The 20394-nt window shown below is 65.0% G+C and carries 31 protein-coding genes and 1 tRNA gene; 22 read left to right on the plus strand and 10 right to left on the minus strand.

Features of this window, described 5'->3' with window-relative positions; genetic code table 11:
* The first annotated feature begins 401 nt into the window (after positions 1-401).
* Positions 402-611 (plus strand): hypothetical protein, encoded by a 210-nt coding sequence (locus BM249_RS14825; RefSeq protein WP_091973186.1) that lies wholly within the window; start codon positions 402-404, stop codon positions 609-611.
* Positions 608-1408 (plus strand): hypothetical protein, encoded by an 801-nt coding sequence (locus BM249_RS14830; protein WP_091973188.1) that lies wholly within the window; start codon positions 608-610, stop codon positions 1406-1408. The genes BM249_RS14825 and BM249_RS14830 overlap by 4 nt, the downstream gene beginning before the upstream one ends.
* On the opposite strand, the gene BM249_RS14835 is transcribed toward BM249_RS14830, so the two are convergent.
* Positions 1386-2315 (minus strand): AEC family transporter, encoded by a 930-nt coding sequence (locus tag BM249_RS14835; RefSeq protein WP_091973190.1) that lies wholly within the window; start codon positions 2313-2315, stop codon positions 1386-1388. The two genes, BM249_RS14830 and BM249_RS14835, sit on opposite strands and share 23 nt — an antisense overlap.
* A gap of 233 nt (positions 2316-2548) precedes the next feature.
* On the opposite strand from BM249_RS14835, the gene BM249_RS14840 reads away from it, so the two are divergent.
* Both BM249_RS14840 and BM249_RS14845 read left to right on the plus strand, forming a co-directional pair.
* Positions 2549-3829 carry an outer membrane beta-barrel protein gene (locus BM249_RS14840; RefSeq protein ID WP_091973192.1) on the plus strand — a complete coding sequence of 427 codons (1281 nt, stop codon included), beginning with the start codon at positions 2549-2551 and terminating at the stop codon, positions 3827-3829.
* Between the two features lie 219 nt (positions 3830-4048).
* A tRNA-Phe gene (locus BM249_RS14845) sits at positions 4049-4124 on the plus strand.
* An 83-nt stretch (positions 4125-4207) separates the two neighbouring features.
* On the opposite strand, the gene BM249_RS14850 is transcribed toward BM249_RS14845, so the two are convergent.
* The 9 genes from BM249_RS14850 to BM249_RS14890 form a co-directional block, all read right to left on the minus strand.
* The gene (locus BM249_RS14850; RefSeq protein ID WP_091973194.1) at positions 4208-5263 is read right to left on the minus strand and encodes a tyrosine-type recombinase/integrase; all 1056 of its coding nucleotides are present in this window, start codon (positions 5261-5263) and stop codon (positions 4208-4210) included.
* A 3-nt stretch (positions 5264-5266) separates the two neighbouring features.
* The gene (locus BM249_RS14855; protein ID WP_091973196.1) at positions 5267-5497 is read right to left on the minus strand and encodes a hypothetical protein; all 231 of its coding nucleotides are present in this window, start codon (positions 5495-5497) and stop codon (positions 5267-5269) included.
* A 37-nt stretch (positions 5498-5534) separates the two neighbouring features.
* The gene (locus BM249_RS14860) at positions 5535-5900 is read right to left on the minus strand and encodes a hypothetical protein (RefSeq protein WP_091973198.1); all 366 of its coding nucleotides are present in this window, start codon (positions 5898-5900) and stop codon (positions 5535-5537) included.
* Complete coding sequence (locus BM249_RS14865; RefSeq protein ID WP_091973201.1) at positions 5884-6132, minus strand: hypothetical protein; 249 nt, start codon at positions 6130-6132, stop codon at positions 5884-5886. The genes BM249_RS14860 and BM249_RS14865 overlap by 17 nt, the downstream gene beginning before the upstream one ends.
* Positions 6129-6566, minus strand: a complete 438-nt coding sequence (locus BM249_RS14870; protein ID WP_091973204.1) for a helix-turn-helix domain-containing protein — start codon at positions 6564-6566, stop codon at positions 6129-6131. The genes BM249_RS14865 and BM249_RS14870 overlap by 4 nt, the downstream gene beginning before the upstream one ends.
* A 48-nt stretch (positions 6567-6614) precedes the next feature.
* Positions 6615-6845 (minus strand): hypothetical protein, encoded by a 231-nt coding sequence (locus tag BM249_RS14875; protein ID WP_091973207.1) that lies wholly within the window; start codon positions 6843-6845, stop codon positions 6615-6617.
* Positions 6835-7224, minus strand: coding sequence for a hypothetical protein (locus tag BM249_RS14880; RefSeq protein WP_091973209.1), 390 nt, complete (start codon positions 7222-7224; stop codon positions 6835-6837). Before BM249_RS14880 ends, BM249_RS14875 begins: the two co-directional genes overlap by 11 nt.
* The gene (locus tag BM249_RS14885) at positions 7221-7631 is read right to left on the minus strand and encodes a hypothetical protein (protein ID WP_091973212.1); all 411 of its coding nucleotides are present in this window, start codon (positions 7629-7631) and stop codon (positions 7221-7223) included. The genes BM249_RS14880 and BM249_RS14885 overlap by 4 nt, the downstream gene beginning before the upstream one ends.
* Positions 7632-7876: 245 nt before the next feature.
* Positions 7877-8605 (minus strand): helix-turn-helix domain-containing protein, encoded by a 729-nt coding sequence (locus tag BM249_RS14890; protein WP_091973214.1) that lies wholly within the window; start codon positions 8603-8605, stop codon positions 7877-7879.
* Between the two features lie 2 nt (positions 8606-8607).
* On the opposite strand from BM249_RS14890, the gene BM249_RS21365 reads away from it, so the two are divergent.
* The 18 genes from BM249_RS21365 (at position 8608) to BM249_RS14965 (ending at position 20198) form a co-directional block, all read left to right on the plus strand.
* Positions 8608-8901 carry a ribbon-helix-helix domain-containing protein gene (locus tag BM249_RS21365; RefSeq protein WP_143103774.1) on the plus strand — a complete coding sequence of 98 codons (294 nt, stop codon included), beginning with the start codon at positions 8608-8610 and terminating at the stop codon, positions 8899-8901.
* Between the two features lie 348 nt (positions 8902-9249).
* Positions 9250-9588, plus strand: a complete 339-nt coding sequence (locus BM249_RS14895) for a hypothetical protein (RefSeq protein ID WP_091973217.1) — start codon at positions 9250-9252, stop codon at positions 9586-9588.
* Positions 9575-9730: a hypothetical protein gene (locus BM249_RS21750; RefSeq protein WP_177232426.1), complete on the plus strand. Its 156-nt coding sequence runs from the start codon at positions 9575-9577 to the stop codon at positions 9728-9730. Before BM249_RS14895 ends, BM249_RS21750 begins: the two co-directional genes overlap by 14 nt.
* Entirely contained in the window at positions 9730-9981 is a 252-nt protein-coding gene (locus BM249_RS14900) for a hypothetical protein (RefSeq protein ID WP_091973221.1), read from the plus strand. Before BM249_RS21750 ends, BM249_RS14900 begins: the two co-directional genes overlap by 1 nt.
* Before the next feature lie 206 nt (positions 9982-10187).
* A complete protein-coding gene (locus BM249_RS14905) occupies positions 10188-10898 on the plus strand; it encodes an MT-A70 family methyltransferase (protein ID WP_244528768.1) in 711 nt (236 codons plus the stop codon).
* A 494-nt stretch (positions 10899-11392) separates the two neighbouring features.
* Entirely contained in the window at positions 11393-12499 is a 1107-nt protein-coding gene (locus BM249_RS14910; RefSeq protein WP_091973223.1) for a helix-turn-helix domain-containing protein, read from the plus strand.
* Positions 12500-12613: 114 nt separating this feature from the next.
* A complete protein-coding gene (locus BM249_RS14915; protein ID WP_091973225.1) occupies positions 12614-12934 on the plus strand; it encodes a hypothetical protein in 321 nt (106 codons plus the stop codon).
* 157 nt (positions 12935-13091) lie between these two features.
* Positions 13092-13532, plus strand: a complete 441-nt coding sequence (locus BM249_RS21370) for a hypothetical protein (protein ID WP_143103776.1) — start codon at positions 13092-13094, stop codon at positions 13530-13532.
* Positions 13533-13769: 237 nt separating this feature from the next.
* A complete protein-coding gene (locus BM249_RS14920; RefSeq protein WP_091973227.1) occupies positions 13770-14360 on the plus strand; it encodes a hypothetical protein in 591 nt (196 codons plus the stop codon).
* Positions 14361-14564: 204 nt separating this feature from the next.
* A complete protein-coding gene (locus tag BM249_RS14925) occupies positions 14565-15848 on the plus strand; it encodes an AAA family ATPase (RefSeq protein ID WP_091973229.1) in 1284 nt (427 codons plus the stop codon).
* A gap of 56 nt (positions 15849-15904) precedes the next feature.
* Positions 15905-16558, plus strand: a complete 654-nt coding sequence (locus tag BM249_RS14930; RefSeq protein WP_091973231.1) for an RloB family protein — start codon at positions 15905-15907, stop codon at positions 16556-16558.
* 172 nt (positions 16559-16730) lie between these two features.
* Positions 16731-17006 (plus strand): hypothetical protein, encoded by a 276-nt coding sequence (locus tag BM249_RS14935; protein ID WP_143103777.1) that lies wholly within the window; start codon positions 16731-16733, stop codon positions 17004-17006.
* Positions 17007-17065: 59 nt separating this feature from the next.
* Positions 17066-17314, plus strand: a complete 249-nt coding sequence (locus BM249_RS14940; RefSeq protein WP_143103778.1) for a hypothetical protein — start codon at positions 17066-17068, stop codon at positions 17312-17314.
* Between the two features lie 47 nt (positions 17315-17361).
* Positions 17362-18348 carry a site-specific integrase gene (locus BM249_RS14945; protein WP_244528769.1) on the plus strand — a complete coding sequence of 329 codons (987 nt, stop codon included), beginning with the start codon at positions 17362-17364 and terminating at the stop codon, positions 18346-18348.
* Positions 18345-18593, plus strand: coding sequence for a hypothetical protein (locus BM249_RS14950; protein ID WP_091973237.1), 249 nt, complete (start codon positions 18345-18347; stop codon positions 18591-18593). Before BM249_RS14945 ends, BM249_RS14950 begins: the two co-directional genes overlap by 4 nt.
* A 7-nt stretch (positions 18594-18600) precedes the next feature.
* Positions 18601-18786 (plus strand): hypothetical protein, encoded by a 186-nt coding sequence (locus BM249_RS14955; protein ID WP_091973239.1) that lies wholly within the window; start codon positions 18601-18603, stop codon positions 18784-18786.
* A 46-nt stretch (positions 18787-18832) separates the two neighbouring features.
* On the plus strand, positions 18833-19180 hold the full coding sequence (locus BM249_RS14960) for a hypothetical protein (RefSeq protein ID WP_091973242.1): 348 nt from the start codon (positions 18833-18835) through the stop codon (positions 19178-19180).
* A gap of 313 nt (positions 19181-19493) precedes the next feature.
* A complete protein-coding gene (locus BM249_RS14965; protein WP_244528771.1) occupies positions 19494-20198 on the plus strand; it encodes a DNA-methyltransferase in 705 nt (234 codons plus the stop codon).
* The last annotated feature ends 196 nt before the right edge of the window (positions 20199-20394 follow it).

Here is a 20394-nt window from a genome sequence, read left to right on the forward strand (position 1 = left end):
AGCAGGATCAGCCGTGACGATAAATCAACATAAGTTGAATGGAATAATTAAAAGGTAGTCCCGCCCCTGATCGATCCCCGCAGCCTTCACCCGGCGCGGATCACCACGCCCGAGAGGCGGTGGGGCTCACATATCCGGGCGGCAACGCCTGACCCAACCGATCCCGAAAGGCGATATCGGCAAAGCGCGATGATGCCCCTCCCCTCGCCCGCATTCTGAGGCGGCGGAGCGAAGCGGAGCCCTCGAAGGATGAGGGGACTGGGCGGGCTGCGCCGCACGGGCCTCGCCGTCGGCCCGTGCCCCATGCGATGGTGTGGACCGTGGACGGAAGGGGAACGTATCGGTAACCGTTCGGGCTTACCCCGGAGGGATAACTCCAACACAGGTCCGAGACCCGATCGATGACGAGAGACCAGCTCGCCGCCGAACTGAACCGCATCGCCAAGCTGCAACTCAGCGACATCACCCGGGCGGTCAAGAACGGCGAGAAATCCATCGCCCTCAACGAAGTGGCGGATCTGGCCCGCCGCCTGAACCTCCTGTCCGAGGTCATCGCGGGCCGTCCGGCCCCCGTCGCCGCCCCCGCCCCGGCCGCCGCCGCCCATCCGTGAGCGGAGCGGACGGGGATCACGCCGCGCCGGCCGGGTCCGAACCATCGGGCTCGTCTTGGCGCGACAGCCGCAACGCCAAGTCGCGGGCGCGCCTGGAGCGGGCCCTGCCGGCGATCTTTCCCGCCCCGGTCCTGCGGCACGCCCTGGCGCGGCCGCTGCTGCCGCCGACGCCGCGCCTCGCCGTGGAGAGCTACTGGCGCGCCCATATCCTGCGGGCCGACCGCCTCGCCCGGGCGCTGGCCGCCCGCTCCGGCGCCCCCGAGGGCTGGACCTGGCGCCTCGGCACGGAGCCCGGCCTCGCGAACACGTTCCGCCTGCCGCCCTCGCCCTACCGGGAGCCCGCCCATAGCCGCGGCCGGGGCCATTGCTGCATCTGCGGCCAGCCGGTGTTCCGCTTCGGCTGGCACCGGGACCTGTGGGGCGCCGGCACGCCCAACAAGAACGCGGCGTGGCATTCGGCCTGCGTCACCGCCTGGAAATTCTGGTGCGCGCCCGCCGAGCAGGTGACGGTGCTCAAGCGCCACCAGGGCCACCGCTGCCGGGAATCGGGCAAGCGCCTGTTCAAGACCGCCGAGGTCGATCACCGGGTGCCGCTCTACCGGGTGTGGCGCGAGCACCGCGAGGCGCCCTGGCCCGAACTCCTCGGTTATTGGGGCGCGCCGAACCTCCAGGTGGTCAACCGCGTCGTCCACGTGGCGAAATGCGGGGCCGAGGCCGGCGAGCGCGCCGCCCGACGCCGGGCCGAGGCCGCGCCGCCCGACGACCCGTTCGTCGTCACGCCCGCCCCAGAAGCGTGAGCCACAGCACGGTGGTGACCGGTGCCAGCAGGGTCGAGACCAGGACGGAAGCCGCGACGAGGCCGGTCTCGGCCCGGTAGCGCACGGCGAGCAGGTAGGCGTTGATTCCCACGGGCATGGCGGCGAACAGGGTGGCGACGCCCGCATAGGCCGGCGGCATGGTGAACAGCTTCGTGGCGAGGAGCCACACGGCGAGGGGATGCACCACGAGCTTCAGGCCGGCGATCACCAGCGCCCCCGGAAGATCGAACAGCACCTTGTAGCGGGTGAGGCCGGCGCCCAGCGCCACCAGGGCGCAGGTGGACGCCGTGGACCCGAACCCGTCGATGAGGGAGCGGGCGACGCCCGTCGGCACGACGCCGGCCAGGCGCAGGGCCATGCCGATGCCGAGGGCCACGAAGATCGGGTTCTTCGCCAGCACGCGGCCGAGGCCGCGCAGCCGTTGCACGAGGCTGCGCCCGCCCTCGGCCTCGATGAGGAAGGTGGCGCAGCCCATCATCAGGGGCAGGTGCACGGCGAGCAGCAGGAACAGGGGAAACGCCCCGGCCTCGCCATAGGCCTGGAGGATCGTCGGCACCCCGACGAAGATGGTGTTCGATTGGCTCGCGGCGAAGCCGTGCAGCACCGCCCCCTGACGGCTGATGCCGGCGCGCCGGGTGGCGATGAGCGAGCCGGCGAGCCACGACAGCCCGGCCCCGCCGAAATAGGCGAGCCAGTACGACCACGTCACCTCGCCCGTCAGCCCGGGCCGCGTCAGGGTGCCGATGATGAGGGCCGGCACCGCGATGGCGAAGACGTATTCCGACAGCCCGTCGCTCACCCGCTCGGACAGGAGCCCGGTCAGCGCCGCCGCCCAACCGATCACGATGATCCCGAAGACCGGGGCGATGATGCTGACGGCGGTCACGGGGGCTCGGGGCTCGGTGGCGGAGGGAAGCGGGCCAGGGTTAACCGAATGCTAACGATTTATCACCCGCGCCGCCCGGCTGTTCCCATAATGCCACAGCGCCGCCACAAGTCCCCGCGGGTGCCTTTTTTTGCCTCAAAAATAGGCACTTGCATAAAGGATGACTTTGGCGTTCGGCGCTTTCTTTGAGACTCTTCAGTCTACGGAACGAACCAACACGAAGAGACCTGATTATGGCCCGCCGCAACGCGCTCCTTGGACTGACGACCCTTCTCCTGTCGTCGACGTATCTTCACGCCGCGGATCTGCCGAGCAAGGTAGTGGCTCCGGTGGTGCCGGCTTCCTGCAAGGTCGAGATCACGTTCCCGTCCTACGGCGGTATCATCAAGCAGAACCCCAATCCGGCCTGCCTCACCATCGGCGGCCTCGGCGAAATCTACGTCGGCGGCGCGGTCTCGGGGTATTTCTATACCCAGAACAACCAGTTCCCCGCGGCCTTCGCGCCCCCCGGCATCAACGCCGACCGCGCCGCCCGGGCCGACTTCTCGAACCTGATGGGCTTCATCCAGAAGGCCGACGGTCCGCTGCAATTCTACGCCGCCTTCGGCGCCTACACGATCCCGGGCCTCGGGGCGCCGATCTACAGCGCCATCGAGCAGAACGATCTCCTTTACTCGCCGGTGCCGATCGTGTTCGGCAAGTACGTGTTCAACGACAATTTCTCGATCCAGGGCGGCCGCATGCCGACCCTCATCGGCTCGGAGCTGCCCTTCACCTTCCAGAACCTGAACATCTCGCGCGGCCTGCTGTTCAACCAGGAGAACGTCATCAACCAGGGCGTCCAGGTGAACTACAGCGACGGTCCGTGGTCGGCCTCGTTCGCCGCCACGGACGGGTTCTACTCGGGTGAGATCAACTGGATCACGGGTGCCATCGTCTACAAGATCGACGCCGCCAACACGGTGGGCATCAACGGCGGCACGCATTTCAGCAGCACCACCAACTTCGATTCGGTCACTCGGCGCGGCCTGCGCTACCAGTTCGCCACGCCGCAGACGCTGCAGAACAGCTCCATCGTCAGCGCGAACTACACCTACGCCAACGGCCCGGTGATCATCTCGCCGTACATCCAGTACACCAACGTCGAGCGCAACGACTTCCTCGGTCTGGCCGGGGCCGAGACCTTCGGCGCCGCCGTGCTGGCCAGCTACGCCTTCACCGACAACTTCGCCGTCGCCGGCCGCGTCGAGTACATCACCCAGAGCGGCAACCGCGCCAACTTCCCCGTCCAGACCTCGGTCCTGTACGGCCCCGGCAGCTCAGCGCTGTCGTTCACCATCACCCCGACCTTCACCTTCGACCGCTACTTCCTGCGCGGCGAGTTCTCGACGGTGCAGCTCTACGACATCACCCGCGGCGACCTCGCGTTCGGCACCCTCGGCACCGGCTTCGGTCGCACGGGCAACCGCACCTCGCAGGAGCGCTACATGATCGAGACCGGCATCACCTTCTGATCGCCCGGACCCCGAATCGACGCAGCAAGCCCCCTCTCCCGAGGGGGCTTTTTTCGTTGGCGCCGCCCATGACGCCGGTCGAAACCGGGCCGCCGCCTGTCAAGCCGAACCTCTCGCTCAGCCGGCGAAAAAACCCCGCGAAACCGGCTGGACAGGGCGCCGAACGCTCTCTATACCCCGGCTCCAACAGGCGGCGCCGCTCACGCGAACCGCCCGTTGGCCCAGGTAGCTCAGTTGGTAGAGCATGCGACTGAAAATCGCAGTGTCGGCGGTTCGATCCCGTCTCTGGGCACCATTTCTTTCCCCAGCATCGCCAGCGACTTAGCAGCGATCACGCAGGCATCGGCTGAAGCCCTTAGCATCGGTTAGACAGAGCGGTTAGACATTTGTCTGACCGCTTTTCGCTTTTGTGCCCAGCGGATCGAGCCGGTCCATGGCGTCCTTGGTGGCCACCTCCTTCTTCGCGCGCTCGCTGTAGAGCTGCGCCATCGTGAGGGTCTTCTGGCCCAGCACGCGCCGGATCGTGTCGAGATCGCAGCCGGCGTCAGCCAGCAGCCCGCCGAGGGTGTGGCGCAGCCCGTGGATCGTCAGCCCGGGACCGATCCTGCCCTCGTCCTCCAGCTTGCCCTTGAACTTGATCCAGACGGCGTTGAACCCGGTCACGGTCCACGTCGTGCCGCGCGACGTCGCGGCGATCGTCGGCGCTGCGTGGGCCGGGACGCTCGCCAGGATCTCGGCCAGTTCGGGGTGGATGCGGATGAACACCTCCTCGCCGGTCTTCGACGTGGCGATGACGGCTCCCCTCACCGCGTCCTTGCGCATCTTGAGGGCGTCGCCCTTCCGCACGCCGGTGAACATGGCCAGGGCCAGGGGCACCTTCAGGTGCGGCGGCGCTGCCTTGAGGACGGCCTGGCGCTCGGCGAGGGTCCAGGGGCGGTTCGCCTTCGGCTTGCTCTTGTCGCGCTTCGTCCGCTTCACCACCAGGACGGGGTTGGCGGTGACGTATTTCCGCTCGATGGCGAAGCCGAACAGCACCGACAGGACGGACAGCATGTAGTTGGCCGTGCGCCGGCCGCGCTTCATCGCGACCTTATCGCGGATCACGGCGAGCCCGGCGGAATCGATGCTCTTGATCGGGACGGCGTGGAGGGGAGCCGCCACGTCGAAGTAGCGCTCGTAGCCCGAGCGGGTCGCCATCGCGAGGTCGGCGAAGGCCGGTGTGGCCTTGTACTCGTCCATCACCCCTTTGAGGGTGCCGTCGGCGACCGGCGGCGGTCGCTTCACGAGGCCGTTGAGCTCGTTGACCTCGGCGGCGAAGGCGGCGGTGCCGAACTCGGCGAGGATCGGCTTGCCGGTGGCCCGGTGATAGTTGCGCCAGCGGCCGTGCCGATCCCGATAGCGCTTCACGCCGGGAATGCGGAGCTTGGTGACCACGTGTCAGAACTCCGCGATGGCATCCGCCATCGACTTGAGCCCGCTCTTCGCCGGAGCCTTCCGGGCCTCGATCCAGTTGTCGAGGTCGAACCGATCGTAGCGCTCCAGGCGCTTGTCGCCGAACGCCATGGGCCGGACCTCGCATTGGCGCTCGAAGATGCCCGGTGAGAAGCCGCAATAGGCGGCGGCCTCGGCCTTGGTCATGAGGCGGGGGACGATGTGGGGGCGCGCCATGGTCAGGCGGCTCCCACGCGGCGTAAGGGCATGATGGTCACGGGCTGGCCTCGCAGAACAGGTCGAGGGTGCCTTCGCCGAGGCGGCGGGCACGGGTGGCGATGGCGGATCGGGTGCGGGCGGTCTGGTCCCAGCGGTTGTGGCAGAGCTGGCAGAGGGCGCGCAGGTTCTCCGCACCGTGGTCGACGAGATCCTGGTCCATGTGCGCGATGGTCAGGACGACGCGCGATCCGGTCTCCGGATGCGGCTGGCCGTTCTCCGCCCGGCAATGAGGCCGCTGGGGCGTGCCCTCGCAGCAATTGCCCGCCCGCGCGAGAATCGGCCGGCGGACGCCGTCGCGCCAGGCTTTCGAGCGGATCGATCCGCCGGGATAGAGGGCGAGCTTTTCACGGGGTATCGGCATCCGCCCGATCCTCCCGCCGCAAGCGCCAGGTCTGTGAAAAGGCAGGACCGAACAATCCATCCCCGGCTGGCACCACGAGGTCGGCGCCGATCGCGGCCTCCGCGAGGCGGGCGGTCACGGCACGCCCCGACGGGGAGAGGCAGAAGAGCCGGCCGGAGAGCGCCGTCATGGTGACCAGCAGGACCTCGCCAGCCGCCAGCCGCGCGAGGAGTGTCCGCGCCCCGGTGCTCACGCGTCCCCCGCCGGCTTGGCGGTGCCGATCTTGGCGATCTCCCGAACGATGGTGAGGGCCCTGCGGCGGTCCTCGGCGCTCGCGATGGCGGCGTAGAGGCGGAGCAGTTCGGTGGCGCCGGGCTCGTTCAGGACGGCCAAGGCCTCGTCCCCGCCGCCCACCGCCTCATCGCCGTAGAGATCGGACAGGGACACGCCGAGGAAGCGGGCGATGGTCCCCAGGCGGCCCGCGCCGATGCGGTTCACGCCCTTCTCGTATTTCTGGACCTGCTGGAAGGTGACGCCGAGGGCCTCGCCCAGGGCGGCCTGTGTGAGGCCCTTGGTCTTCCGGATCGCGCTGACGCGCAGGCCGAGGATGCGGTCCTCGTCCGTCACGCCCTTGCCCTGGATGGTTCTGGCCGTGCCGATGGACGAGGCTGAGACGGGGGCGGTCATGGCTGCTCCGGTGAGGCTGGCTTGGCGTCGAGGGCGGCGTGAAGGGGCTCAGCGGGCGCACCAGTCCGGTGCGGCCTCGGGCGGCGGGTCGGCGTATTCGAGGCTGTCGGGGTCGCAACTCACGGGCGGGAACTGCCCGTCGAAATGGACGCGCAGGCCGGGGTCGCCCGGGCGGGGCGGCAGGAGGGTTCCGGTGCGGCCGGAAGCGGCTTCACGCACGCGGGCGCCGACGGCGCAGGGCGCGTGCGGGTGGCGCTGGCGGATCGCGTCATAGGCCATCGGTGGCCTCCGCCGGCACGCGGACCGCCATGCGCGGGTCGAGGCGCAGGGTCGATTTCGGTTCGCCCGCCGCGTCGACGAGGCGTTCGAGGGCCGTCAGCGCCGCCCGGAACAGCACGTCGTCGTGGCTCGAGGGATGGCGCGGGTGCTCGGCCGGGATCAGCGCCACGGCCGGGCAGGCGTCGGGGTCGCGGGCGATGTCCGCGCCTCCGACCGGCATGCCGATGGCCTGATGGAAGGGATCGATGTCCTCCTTCGGGAGGGTCACGGTGGCGGCGACGAGGCGGGTTTTGTGCGCGATTCCGCGCCGGGTCTTCTCCACCGGGCCGAAGGCCGTGAGGTTGCCGACGAAACCGGCGGCGGGACAGCGCCGGCTCATGACCGCACGACCTGAGCGTCGGCGGGCTTGGGGCCGATTGTGTCAGGCTCCCCCATCAGGATCGCGGGGATCTTGGGGCTCGGGGCGTCGGTGCCGTTCTCCCATTCCCACAGCAGGGTCGCGCGGACCCGCTCGACATGGGCGGCCCAGATCAGGCTCGGCCCCTGCACCCAGTCCTGATCGAAGATCCAGTGGATGAGCAGGCCGACATCCGCCTCGGCCTCGGCGTGGGTCTGCACGGGCCGGCGGAGGCCGAGGCCCGACGGCGTGGGCCATCCGTTGAAGGCCAGACCTTCGAGGCGTGGGTCCGACGGATCGAACGCCTGGCCAAAGAAGGACCGGAGGGGATGATCGAAGCCGAGGACGACCTGAAGGTTGGGCCGGTCGATGACGATGTGGCGGCTCATGCGAGCGCCTCGATTCGCGCCGGGCCGTTGAATGGGCCGTGTAGCGCGGTTGCGCCTCCTTCTGATCGAGGACGGAAACTATCGTGAATATGCACGCGCTGGCTCCACCGCGACCTGCGATGGAGCTTAATCTGCGCAATGCAGATTTCAAGTCAATTGCAAAATGCAGATTATTTCGCGCTTGGCGGGATTGCCCAGCGCTTCGTTGAATGGCGGCTCCTCAACCGAAAATCACAGACCCACAATCATTCAACCATAGAGAGGGCCGGCTTTGGGGTGCTTCCAGAAGATAAACTCCATAAATTGCGATTGGGAATTATTGCAAGAACCTCTTCTGCCCACTCGATTTCAGCACGCTTGATATTCGGATAACCAAAGCATTCGAGATCAAACAATCCGCTTGATTCGTCAATATTAGCAATTGCAAGTCGTGTATTTTCATTTTTAATTGAGACTATAACAAGTTTCTGATTTATATCGAAATGATCGCTCTGCCTGTAGCCGCACACCAAAAGATATCCCCAATTATACCAGGGGATCATATCATGACTCATTATGGCATATGCGCAGGCAGCTTCGGCAATAATAGATTCTATGATTACAAACTGCTGGTTGGGATTTTCAAATATATTGTCTATCGGACTCACAACGCCGCCGCGCTCAATTTTTCCCAATAAAGGTTTAAGCTTCATCTCTTGGCTGCTTCCTGTACCGAACAGGAGCCAATCCAGCCTCACGCGGAAGAACCGAGCATACCTTGCGGCTTCTTCATTGCTGAATCCACGGGAGCCCGATTCGTGGCCCGAGTATGTCCCGTAAGGACTGCCCAGAGCCTCGGCGGCCTCCTTTGCGGTTCGATAGTGCCTCTGCCGTGCGTCTTTCAGCCGGCCATGTTTATCGTCGCGCTTTAGCATTCCTGCAATTTGCAGCCTTTCAGTCTGCATGTCTGAGATTGCCCTATTGACTCCCGCCATGCATGTCGCAGATTATCTGCGACATGCAGACTCTCGGCGAGGTGATTGATGCGTTCGGCTATGCCGAACTCGCTGCCATCCTGGGTAAGCCACCAGGTACGGTCAGTTCATGGAAATCTCGAAATCAACTCCCCTCCGAATTCTGGAAAACTGTTTTGGAAGCAGCGGCAAGGAGGGGAATGACGGATATAACAGCAGACTTGCTCATTCGTTTGGATGCCAATCGTGCCTGCTCAACCAATAATAAAGCTCTAGGCAAATCCACTTTACATTCTGCAGTGAGGGCATCGCGATGACTCCCTCCTTCCCGGCCTCACGGCCAAGCCGATCCTGCGCGGCAGCACCATGGCTTCCGTCGAAGCCATCGAGAGCCCGCGCCGCGGCTGCGCGCGGTCGTTTCCCATGCCTGCCCGAGGGAGCCGGGCGGGCCGTCCTGGCGGTGGTTCCGGCCGCGGCCATCGACGGGACGGGGCGGGGGCGGCGCGCATGACGCGCACCGCCCCCGTTCTCTCTCACACGCCCCTGTGCTTCCCGGCCCTGGCGCGTGACCCTCATCCGCTCTCTCAGAACCTCACTCCATGCTCGGACGCCCCATCCAAGCACGGAGGCGATCTCGGATGTCGGAAAATGCGTGGGAGAGTCGTGTGAGCACGGTCGCCCTTCACCTTCACCGCTCGGCCAAAGCCGCCGAGGGCCTGAGCCGGATCGTGGCCGCCCTTGCGCCTGGCGATTCGATCAAGGGCAAGGTTCGCAAGGCGCACGAGCTGACCGGGCTCTCCTACAGCCGCACGCGCGAGATCTGGTACGGGCGCGCGCGCCGCATCGACGAGTCCGAACTGAAGGCGATCGAGGCCGCCATCCCGCCCGACATGGAGTCCGACCTTGCGTACCTCAGGTCCCTCGAAACCCGGGTCGCCGCCATGCGGCAAGAGTTGGAGGGCCTCCGTTCGCGAATGGAGGGCGCGGCGCTTGATCGCCCGTAGCATCCTCATTCTTCAGAACGCGGAAGCGAAGGCGCGGAACCTCAAGGCCCGCGCGCACGCGCTCGCGCCATGGCTGGTCGGCGAGCCCGTCGCCAAGCGGCGGCCGGCCGAGGATCGGCCGCAGGACGGGGGCCGGCCCTGATGGCACCGAAGCTCATGGGACCTCCCAGCGCCCAAGCCTCCACGCGTCCGGTCTATTATTGCGCTTGCGGCTGCGGCGCCTATGCCAGCCGGGGCTTCCCCAACGACATCTGGTACGCGACGGCGCACGTGCCGCCGACCATGCGATTCCCGTGGGAACGCGGCTACGAGCCGCCCCCCGCCGAGGCGCCGGTTCCGCCGCGTGAGACCGTGCCCGATTCGCCGTTCCTGCCCGGGCTGTCGCCCAGGTGACGGACCGGCGCGCCCTCCCGCGCGCCACGCCCACTCGTACTCCGACTCCTCCTCAGGCGAGTTCCATGCGTCCCGGGTCCAGAGAGCTGCCGTGGAGCGATGTCGAGTTGATGACCCGGCCCTTGCTCGAGCGGGAACGCGAGCGCGCGCGCGAACGCGTCCGCAAGGCTGGGAAGGGTGTGAAAGTTTCACAGCCTTCCCGCGCCATGGCGATCGTCGCCCGCCAAGTCGGGATCTCCTACGGGCAGCTCTACAAGATCCAGGCGATCGTCCGCGCGGCCGAGGCCGATCCGGTGCGGTTCGGCCCGCTCCGCGATGAGATGGACGCGAAGGGCAAGCTCGACGGACCCTACACCAAGCTGAAGCGGGCCCATGACGAGGCGCGGGTGCTCGGCCTCGTGCCGGCTGTCGGCCGGTTCCGCACCCTGGTGTGCGACCCGCCCTGGGCCGAGGACAATATTTCGGAATCGGCGGGGCACGACTACGCCCTGATGTCCCTGGCCGAGATCGAGGCCGTGCCCATCGCCGAATGGGCCGAGGAGCATTGCCACCTCTACCTCTGGGTGACGAACAACACGATTCTGCTCGCCCCGCAACTGCTCGCCGCCTGGGGATTTCAGCACAAGACCGTACACACCTGGACCAAACCGCGCCTTGGGCGCGGCCGCTACTTCCGGAACACAACGGAGCACGTGATCTTCGCCGTGCGCGGCGACCTGCGGACACGGGCGCCCGCGCGCGCCACCCGCACCAACCACGCTTGGCCCGTGGGCGAGAACAGCGTGAAGCCCGAGGGCTTCTACGACCTCGTGCGCGCCTGCAGCTATCCGCCCTACGGCGAAGCGTTCCAGCGGACCGCGCGGCCCGACTTCGCGAATCTCTATCAGCCGGCGCCGATGATCGAGGCGGCGGAATGAGCGCGTGCCTGGATCCACGCGTGACGCGACCAGCGTCCCCAGGCCCGGGAGCCTGAGATGATCCCCGGAGCGCCGCCCTTCCGCGACGACTCCCTCCACACTCGGACTCGGACTCCGTTCCTAAATAGGCGCACTGTCCAGATCGCCGCCGGATCATCCGGCTGGGTCGCTCTTCTCCCCTCGCTTCTCGCTTCGCGTCGACGCTGGCCGCCCATCCGCGCGCCACCAGACCGCCCCCCTCAATCGGACACCTGTGCGCGCCGCGTGATCGGCTGACTCAGCCTGACCTCCGCGACCGCCCCCGCTCGCCCCGCGCCGAAAGCCCCCTTTCGGCGTGACCGGCGAAGCTTTGTCCGACGCGCTTCCTCTCCCCATCCGTCCCGGCCGCCGCTCGCCCTCCCGAGTCCGGCGACGGGTTTTCGCGTGCCCGAGGCCGGACCGGCTTCGCGGCCGAGCGCTCCCCCTTTGCCCGGAGTCCGCCCTAGGCGCCCGCTATGTCGATCGAAGCCATTTCCTGGGTCATCAAACAAGACATCCCCGACGGCGTCGCCAAGCTCGTCGCCATGGTGCTGGCCGACTATGCCGACCGGCACACGGGCGAGGCGCATCCGAAGATCCGGCAGCTGGCGCAGGCCTGCTCGCAATCCGAGCGTTCGGTGCAGCGCAAGCTTCGGGTGCTGCAGGATCTCGACGTCCTCACCATCCAGCTGGGGCACTGCCCGAAATCGGGTCGGCAGCGAGCCAACTCCTACATCCTGCATCTGCCCGGCGTGGAGCGGCCGGAGCGCCTCGAGCCTTTGCCGAGGGGTGACCAGCCCGGCGCAGGATCGGTCGATGATGGGCCGAGGGGTGACTCTGGGGCACCCCATGCCGGTGGCGAGGGGTGCCCGTCCGTCACCCGGGAGGGTGACAAGGCTGTCACCGGGGAGGGTGACTCCCCTGTCACCCCCATAGGGAATCCGTCAGATTCAACCGTCAGAAGAGATTCCCCCCAACCCCCCGTTGCCGGGGGGCAGGCGCAGGCTGCAAATCCAGTTTTCGGGCAGGACCGGGCCGCGGATCGCGCCGGCGATGCGCCCCGTTCGCGACCGGGCCGACGTGGGGCGCCGCCCCCGAGCCTGTCGACCGAGGCCGAGGCGCGCTACCGGCAACTCACGGCGGCGTATCCCGCCGACGGGGTGCGCAGCGCGCGCCTCACCGACGCCCAGGCGGCGTTCGCCGACCTCACCCCGGCCGAGCAGGCCCATGCCGTCCGCGAAGCGGCGGCCTATGCCGAGCTGTGCCGGCGCCGCGAGCAGCGTCCGAAGGCTCTGCAGACCTGGCTGCGCCACGGATTCGACCGGGCCGGCGCGCGGCCGGACGGGACGCCGGCCCCGGTCCAAGACCTCGCGGCCATCCGCAACGCCGAGGGAATGCGCCAGGCCGAGCGGGGGAGCTGGCCCACGGGGTGTTCGATCCTCGTACTCGCCGATTCTGCCGAGGGCGCGGCGTGGGAAGCGTACTTTCTACCGCTCGGGGTGAAGCCGCGCTGGATGCAGCTCTCGGCTGGGCTGGGGGCCTACCTGCCGAGCAAGAGCCCGCCGGTGCCGGGCGTGGCGTGAAGCGCCGAGCGGAGACAGGCTTGAACTCGCCAAATCGCTACTGCTTGCTTGCCCCGCCTTTGAGGATCGCCCACCGTGATGGCCCCTTGGACCCACAAGGATGTTGAGACTTGGATGGTCCAGGCCGAGCGCGCAGATCCGCGAATCCGCAACGCGGGCGAGACGCGGCCCCTGACTTGGCCCGATCGACATGTCAGCGATCCAGAGGCGCGCAAGGCCCTCAAGCTCTGGATCTGGTGCGAGGCGCGGGGCTACGCGTTCTTCGACCTCTGCACACGCCGAGGCATTCCCTACACCACGGCCCTGCGGCGAAAGAATTTGGCGGTCGACCGGATCGTCATGCTGCTCAACCTCGAAGCATCGTTGGCAGACGATCACCTTGTCGCGGATGCCGGGCGAACTTCACCAAAACTCGGAGATTTGGATGCGCCATAATTTTCCGTGTTTGAGCTGCCGACGACCGTCCGCTGAACCTCGCTGATCCCGGCGCTTGGCCCGAATCGGTAAGCCTCAGCGCGAGACTGATGATTAGGGCTTGTCTTTCCAAGGCCCCCCGAGTCATCTTTGATCAGTCTCACCGAGGGGAAATCAGATGTCGGGCAAACGTGATGACGGCAATCCTACCTCGTACCAGGCTTTCGCGGGAGACGGGGATCCCTTTCCACATCTGCGTGCCAAACCTCAGGGACTTACCCTAAATGCGGTTACCCCTGGTGAGTTTTTGGGTACCGGTGAATATCGCGCGCAGCAGGCGGAAGGCTCAGTCACGTTGACTGCGACGGGTGGAGCTCCGGTCAACGTCGTAGTGAAACTCGTTCAGTCGCTTACGGGATTGTTCCCGCCGATGTTCGCCCTAGTTTTTGTACTTCCGGACAGTGACCTTCTCGAGCAAAAATCTTTCATTACGACCGCGAAGTTCACGGCCGCAGAGCCGGTGGATACAGTGCGAGTTAAAGATGCGGATGGTTGGCACGAAGTACCTGTCGAACAGGTCGCTGGGCAAAACGCAGGATCCGATCACGGGAATTCGTAGGTGATCCTCCTCAAATTCCGGCGCCCTCTGAGGACAAGCGAAACTCATCGTATTTCATAGCGCTGCTACAAGGGGCTTGCGTCCCCCACTCCGCACTGATCTCGAGCATAAGTCGAGATCAGTGTATTTTCTGCCCTGGCAGTTGACAGTGGTTAATGGGAGCCAGACCACAAGCAACATCGGACACATCGGTGGGGCAGGGCCGTGGCACGACGCAGAGGTAAGAAGGTCGTTTCCTTGGCCGTGGTGCGCGCCTTGAACGCGATCCCGACCACCACGCTGGACGGTGAGAACGATCCGACCCCGGAGCGCCTGATGCAGGCCGGCGTCACGGTGGCTATGCAACTCGGGACAGGGCGTGTCCAGATCATCGGTACCGGCCCGGTCGTCCTCGGGGGCGACAGGGTGGTGCGGCTCAGCGAAGCCCCGCTCGATCGGCTATTCTCCCGCACCAGGCTCGACCCGGTGGATCACGACCACAACCGCCAGCTCTACGAGGCCGGCGACAAGCTGCGCACGCACCATCATTATGCCGGGCTGTCCGGGATCGCCGCCAACGACCCGAACCATTCCGGCGGCGGCAGCGCGGCGCACCGCACGCCGATCTCCGAGACCATGGAGCGCCACCGGCGGGCGCTGCGGATCGCGGAATCGGCGATGGATGCCGGGGATTGGCGTGTCGTCGTCGACGTCGTTGGGCTGGAGGTGACGCTGGCGGCGGCTGGACGGGCCGTGGGGTTCGGGAACGATGAGGCCGCCGCGGCTGTGGCGTTGGATCGGTTGCGACGCGGGCTCGGTTTCTTAGCAGAGTTGTGGGGATTTAATTAAAATCTTGATTGCCGCAAGTAATTGATCTTTTCCTCGATCACGTGAGACTGAAATCTTCGCAGTCATTTGGTTTATGACATTTGGCGACGGTGCGTTTCCTAGGAATCGAAAACCCACACGAAGCTCGATCCCTACCCTTGCGTTTGAGGGGGAAAATTTACATGGTTCCTGTAGAAACCTGCGGTTCCGCGGGGAGGACCCCTGATGCTCATCGAATTTTCGGCCACCAATTTTCGGTCGATTAAAACTCGCCAGACCCTCTCGCTGGTCGCGGGCTCATCAAACATCGTTCGGCAAACAAAGAGCTTCAAAACGGGTCTCCGTCCCGCTCCGTATCTTCTCAGAGCAGCTGCTATTTACGGCGCCAACGGCGCAGGCAAGACATCTCTGATCAAAGCTATAGCTTTTCTACAAAGGTTTATTATCACATCATCGCGTGACCGCGAACCCAATACGGATATAAGTGGCGTCATCCCTTACTTGTTTTCCTCGTCAACCCGAGATGAGCCCAGCGAATTCGAAATATCTTTTATTACAGAGGATAAAATATATCAATACGGTTTTATTATAGATAAGCATCGAGTTTATAAAGAATGGCTGTATCAAACTCAAAAAGGAGCCAGGTCGGTCCGATTAATAGATCGATCATACAATTCTTCTTCCAAAGAGTATGAAATATATGTAAATCCCTCTTTAGAAGGAGCAAAATCAGCCTGGAAAACTAGTACTCGCCCCGACGCTTTGCTATTCAGCACGGCAGTAAGCTTGAATTCATCAGGTCTAAAGATCCCTTACGATTGGATAAGCAAAAAACTCAGGGTGATACAGAGCGACGACAGGGTATCACCCAGCTTCACCACCAAAATGTGCAACAAAAACAAAGACGAAAGGGTAATGAAGTTTATCAATGACGTCGGACTCGATGTTGTTGATCTTTACTTAGAAGAGGTCGATGTAACAAAACAGAAAGGCTTCCGGCATCTTCCGCAAGAAATTGCAGAATTTGTTTTGAAGAATTCTTCAAATAAAAAGGTCGAGGAGATTCATTGCGCTCACATTGATGAAGAGGGAGAACAAGTCCTGCTTCCGTTTGACCAGGAGTCAGATGGTACGCGGGCGCTTGTATCTCTTGCAGGTCCGTGGATTGATACTGCGGACAGCGGAATCACCTTATTTGTAGATGAGCTGCACAACAGCCTCCATCCATTTGCCCTGAAATATCTGATCGAAAACTATTTTACCAATGCGATAGGCAATGGTGGGGGACAGCTTATATTTACAACGCACGATATATTCCCGATGGAGGATGTTGCACTTCATAGAGACCAAATTTGGTTTGTCGAAAAACCAGTTAGTGGCGGGACGCAACTAGTTCCACTCTCAGACTATAAAGTCCGGAGCGGAGAATCATATAAAACAGGGTACATCAAAGGAAGATATGGAGGCGTTCCAATCACTAAATCACGATCTGTGATCATCCCAAGTTAGGGTTCCTAAAGATTTATAACTTTGATGGTATGGATACAGATCGATAGAGATTAGGCATGTCGCAAGCCAAAACTGATTTTTCGAGAAAAAAGGCATCCCGAAAATCAAGGGACACTGTCCTAATCGTTTGTGAAGGAAAGAAAACTGAACCACAGTACTTTAGGGATATGATTGCCGATTTGGGGTTGAGCAGTGCAGATGTGCGTATTTGCGGCGGAGAGTGTGGAACAGACCCTCTATCGGTAATAAATTATGCAATCAAAATTCTCAAAGATTCCCCGAGAGGCTTCGACTATACTTATTGCGTCATTGATCGAGATACGCACGCAAATTTCGACGCCGCATTGTCACAAGCCATCTCTCAAAAATCCCGAAAAACTAATAGTTTTGAGGTAACTTGGTCGGATCCCTGCTTCGAATATTGGATTTTACTGCATTTTGGGTATTCAGCGAAGCCTTATATGCGTGCAGGACGCTTGAGTAGCTGCGATGCAGTTATTAAGGACCTTAAATCACATCTGGGGGATTATGAAAAAAACAATCTGGGTTTATACAAATCGCTAAAAACAAGTTATAATACTGCAAGATTACATGCGGTGAGGCGAAATGAGGAATGCAAAGACCAGGGTGGAACAAACCCATCTACATTGATCCATATTGTATGCAGCAAACTCCACGAAATTTCTGAGGATGCGAAGCCCAAGAACTAGGTCCATTCTGGTGCTATAGAATTTTCCAGTGCCGGAAACGCCCGCTACAAACCTTCAGTCTGTTGACAGCCCCGGGGCCGAACCTGTACAGTCAGGATGAATGACGCACTGCGCCCCGCACCGAACACGGTGGCGGGGCGCAGTTGTTTCCACTCCCATTTTCAGGCCCGCCATGCCCTTCCTCGCCCAATGCGCCGGGGAGCTGGACGCGCTCGTCCGGAAGGGACGCACCATCTCGCTCGGCGACCGCAACCCGGAACAGCCCTACGCCGATCTCGATGCGCTGCTCTTCGAAATGGGGCAGCTTGCCGAGCGGATCCGGTCCGGACTGACGGCCCCCCCGGTTCACCTCGCGAACGATCGCGGCGCCTGGCACGGGCCGAGCGTCGTCGTAGTCACAGGCCGGGAGCAGATCCTGTGCGCGCCTGGTCGGAGCCCGCGCCGATGAGCCGGGCCCCTACCGCCTTCGCGGCCGAGCTTCGCACAGACGCGCGCAGGCTTCGGGAGATGGCGGACACCCTGGAGCGCCGCGCGATCGCACAGGATCGACTTGCCGGGACCGCGCCAGGCGAGGACACATCATTAGGCATTCCCTCGGCTTCTGTCGTGAACAGGGCTGACGCCTATCGCGTCGTCAGGGTGGAGCGGATCCCCCAACTGGTGGCCCGAGGTCGATTGGCGATCGACGAGGAGCATTGCGCGTTCGGGCTCCGCTCCGTCGGATCCGCGCTGGCACCGACCCACGCCGACACCTAACCCGGCGCCCCCACCGCGTCCGGGCCGTCCATATTTGGGAAGCGCCCATGTCGCAGTTGCCGGTGCCGGTCGCACCGGCCGACATGGTCGTCGACGAACCCCGCGATCCCACGCCCGCCTTCCTGGCGGCGCTGGGGAGCGCGCGGGCTTACGCCGAGGTGTCCAAGGCCACCCGGACGGTGGAGGCCTACCGCCAGGCCTTCGACGCGTTCCGGGATTGGTGCGCCGGCATGGGCGAGGAGCCCCTGCCGGCGTCAGCGGCGACCACGGCGAGCTATCTCGCCGGCCTCGCCGACCGGGGGCTGAAGGCCTCCAGCATCGATCTGCACGCGGCAGCCATCGCGTTCATGCATCGCAAGGCCGGCCGGGAGCCGCCGACCAACGCCGAGTTGGTCAAGGAGGTGGTTCGCGGGATCCGGCGCAGCATCGGCACGAAGGTGACCCGCAAGGCACCGGCCACGGCCGAGGCGCTGAAGACAATGCTCCGGAGGATCCCGGACACGCTGATCGGGAAGCGCGATCGCGCGCTGCTCCTCATCGGCTTCGCGGCGGCCCTGCGCCGCTCCGAGCTGGTGGCCCTGCAGGTGTCCGACCTCGAGCGGTCGCCCGAGGGCATCGTCATCCACATCGTCCGGTCGAAGACCGACCAGGAGGGCGCCGGCCACACGGTGCCGGTGCCGGCGGGCTCGAAGCTGAAGCCGGTCCAGGCCCTGGACGCCTGGCTCGCCGGCGCGTCGATCGTCTCCGGCCCCGTGTTCCGGCCCATCGCCAAGGGCGGTCGGGTCGGGCTCAACGCCCTGTCGGACCGGGCCGTCGCGCAGATCGTCAAGGATCGCGCGGCTGCGGCCGGGCTCGATGCCACGCTGTTCGCCGGCCACTCCCTGCGGGCCGGCTTCGTCACCTCCGCCCTCGAGGCGGGCGCCGACGTGCTGAAGGTGATGCAGATCACCCGCCACACCCAAACCAGCACGCTGCAAGCCTACGACCGGCGCGCTCAGGCTTTCAAGAACCACGCCGGCAGCAAGTTCCTATGAGCGCCATTGATGTGTCCGCCGCGCCGGTGGAGCCACCCGATTTCGTGCGGCGGCCCGCGTTGGCCGGCGCTCTGATCGATGCGGGGGAGGAGATCCTGGCGCGCCGCCGGGTGCCCTGCCTCTGCCCCGAGCAGGTGCGCGGCGCCTGTGGCCGCACCACCGGGTACGCGACAACCGGCGGCCGGATCCGCGAGCGGGTTGCGTGCGAGCGCTGCCCCCGGACCTGGACGCGCATAAATTGCTGAGGCCCCGATGATCGCAGCCCCGCCGAAGGCGCCGGAGGAAAGCGCCAGGGCCTATGCGGCTCGCAAGCACCGCGCCGCCCTCGACTATCGTGAGCGGCATCCCGGCCGACCGGCCCAGATCGTCGTCGATTGCGCTCGCGAGGCCTTCGAGCAGGCCGCACGTTGGGCTGCCCATCACGGCGGCCGATCCTGACCTATCCCCGCCGCCCGCTTGCGGCCTCTCTCGGAAGCCCCGCCCCATGACCACGGACATCCGCTCGCAGCTCGCCCGGCAGCTCTTGGAGAAGATCGCGGCGGCGCAGGCGCAGAACGACGAGATCGACGCCCTGAAGACGCGTCTGCGCGAACTGGGTGTGGCCGGAAGCTTCACCGAGCGCTTCCCCGACCTCGGCACCGTCGAGGTGAAGGCCGCGAAGGCCGCGAGCTTCAAGGGCCTGATGCCGACCCTGGTGCCGGAGCTGTTCCTGGCGATGACCGAGGCCGAGCGCACCGCCCTGCAGGAGAGCGGCGTGGTGACCATGAGCGAGCAGTGGGGGAACCCGTTCCATGGCTCGATCACCCCGAAGCTGCTGGCGGCATCGGCCTGACGCATTGCCCCTCGCCTTCATGCGGCGGGTCCAGTAGGCTGTCCCGGCTCTGAAAAGAGGCGGGAGCCGAGGTGCTGCAATCACCTCGAACCGCGTGGATGGGACCACGCATGACCGTTGCCGGCCGGACTTCCGGTCACCCCGCCACCCCTCGAGGGGCGGGCGCACCCTGCATCAGGTTATGCCCAAACACCATTCCGAGGCCGTGAAAAACCGGCCCCCTTCGACCGCACCAGCTCCCGGTGCGGACCCGCTCCCCGCGCCGGCACTCGCCCGGCGCGGGGATGTCTGGCTCCTCGACCCCCACCGCCTCGTGTGCGGGGACGCGACCGACCCGGCCGTCGCCGCCGCCGCGCTCGATGGGGCGGTGCCGCACCTCATGGTGACGGATCCGCCCTATGGGGTGAGCTACGACCCCGGATGGCGGGCCAAGGTGCTGCCGGGCCATAGCAACCGCGCTGTCGGGGCCGTGGCCAACGACGATTGTGCCGATTGGCGCGCCGCGTGGGCGCTGTTCCCCGGCGATGTCGTCTACGTCTGGCACTCCGCCCTTCACGCCAGCGAGGTCGAGACGAGCCTGCGCGTCGCGGGCTTCCTACCCCGGTCGCAGATCGTCTGGGACAAGGGCCGGCTGATCATCAGCCGGGGCCACTACCATTGGCGGCACGAGCCGTGCTGGTACGCGGTCCGGAAGGGCCGCACCGCCCGCTGGGCCGGCGACCGGAAGCAGACCACGGTGTGGCTGATCCCGCATCGTCGCTCCGAGACCGGGCATTCGACGCAGAAGCCTCTCGAGGCGATGCGCCGGCCGATCCTGAACCATACGGTGCCGGGCGACCGGGTCTATGACCCGTTCGTTGGCTCCGGGACTACGATCCTGGCGGCCGAGGAGCTTGGCCGCATCTGCCACGCCATTGAGCTCGATCCGGCCTATGTCGACACCGCCGTGCGGCGCTGGGAGGCGGCGACGGGTCGCCGTGCCATCCTCGTTCGCAGCGGGCTCGCGACGGCGGCCTGATCGGGTCGATCCGCCCTGCGGTTGGCCGCTGCTAACTCCCCTTGTCGGAAGTAAAATCGGGCGTTTGGAGCGGCATGGACCGCGCCGCAGCGGGCGAGCATCAAGGGTCGGCGACGATCTCGTTCGCATCAACCACGCGTCCCAGGGCTGCGGCAGGGTCCGCCGCAGCCACCCGCTGCCGCCCCCCGGGGCGCCC

The sequence above is a fragment of the Methylobacterium gossipiicola genome, from assembly GCF_900113485.1.
Classification (GTDB): Bacteria; Pseudomonadota; Alphaproteobacteria; order Rhizobiales; family Beijerinckiaceae; genus Methylobacterium; species Methylobacterium gossipiicola.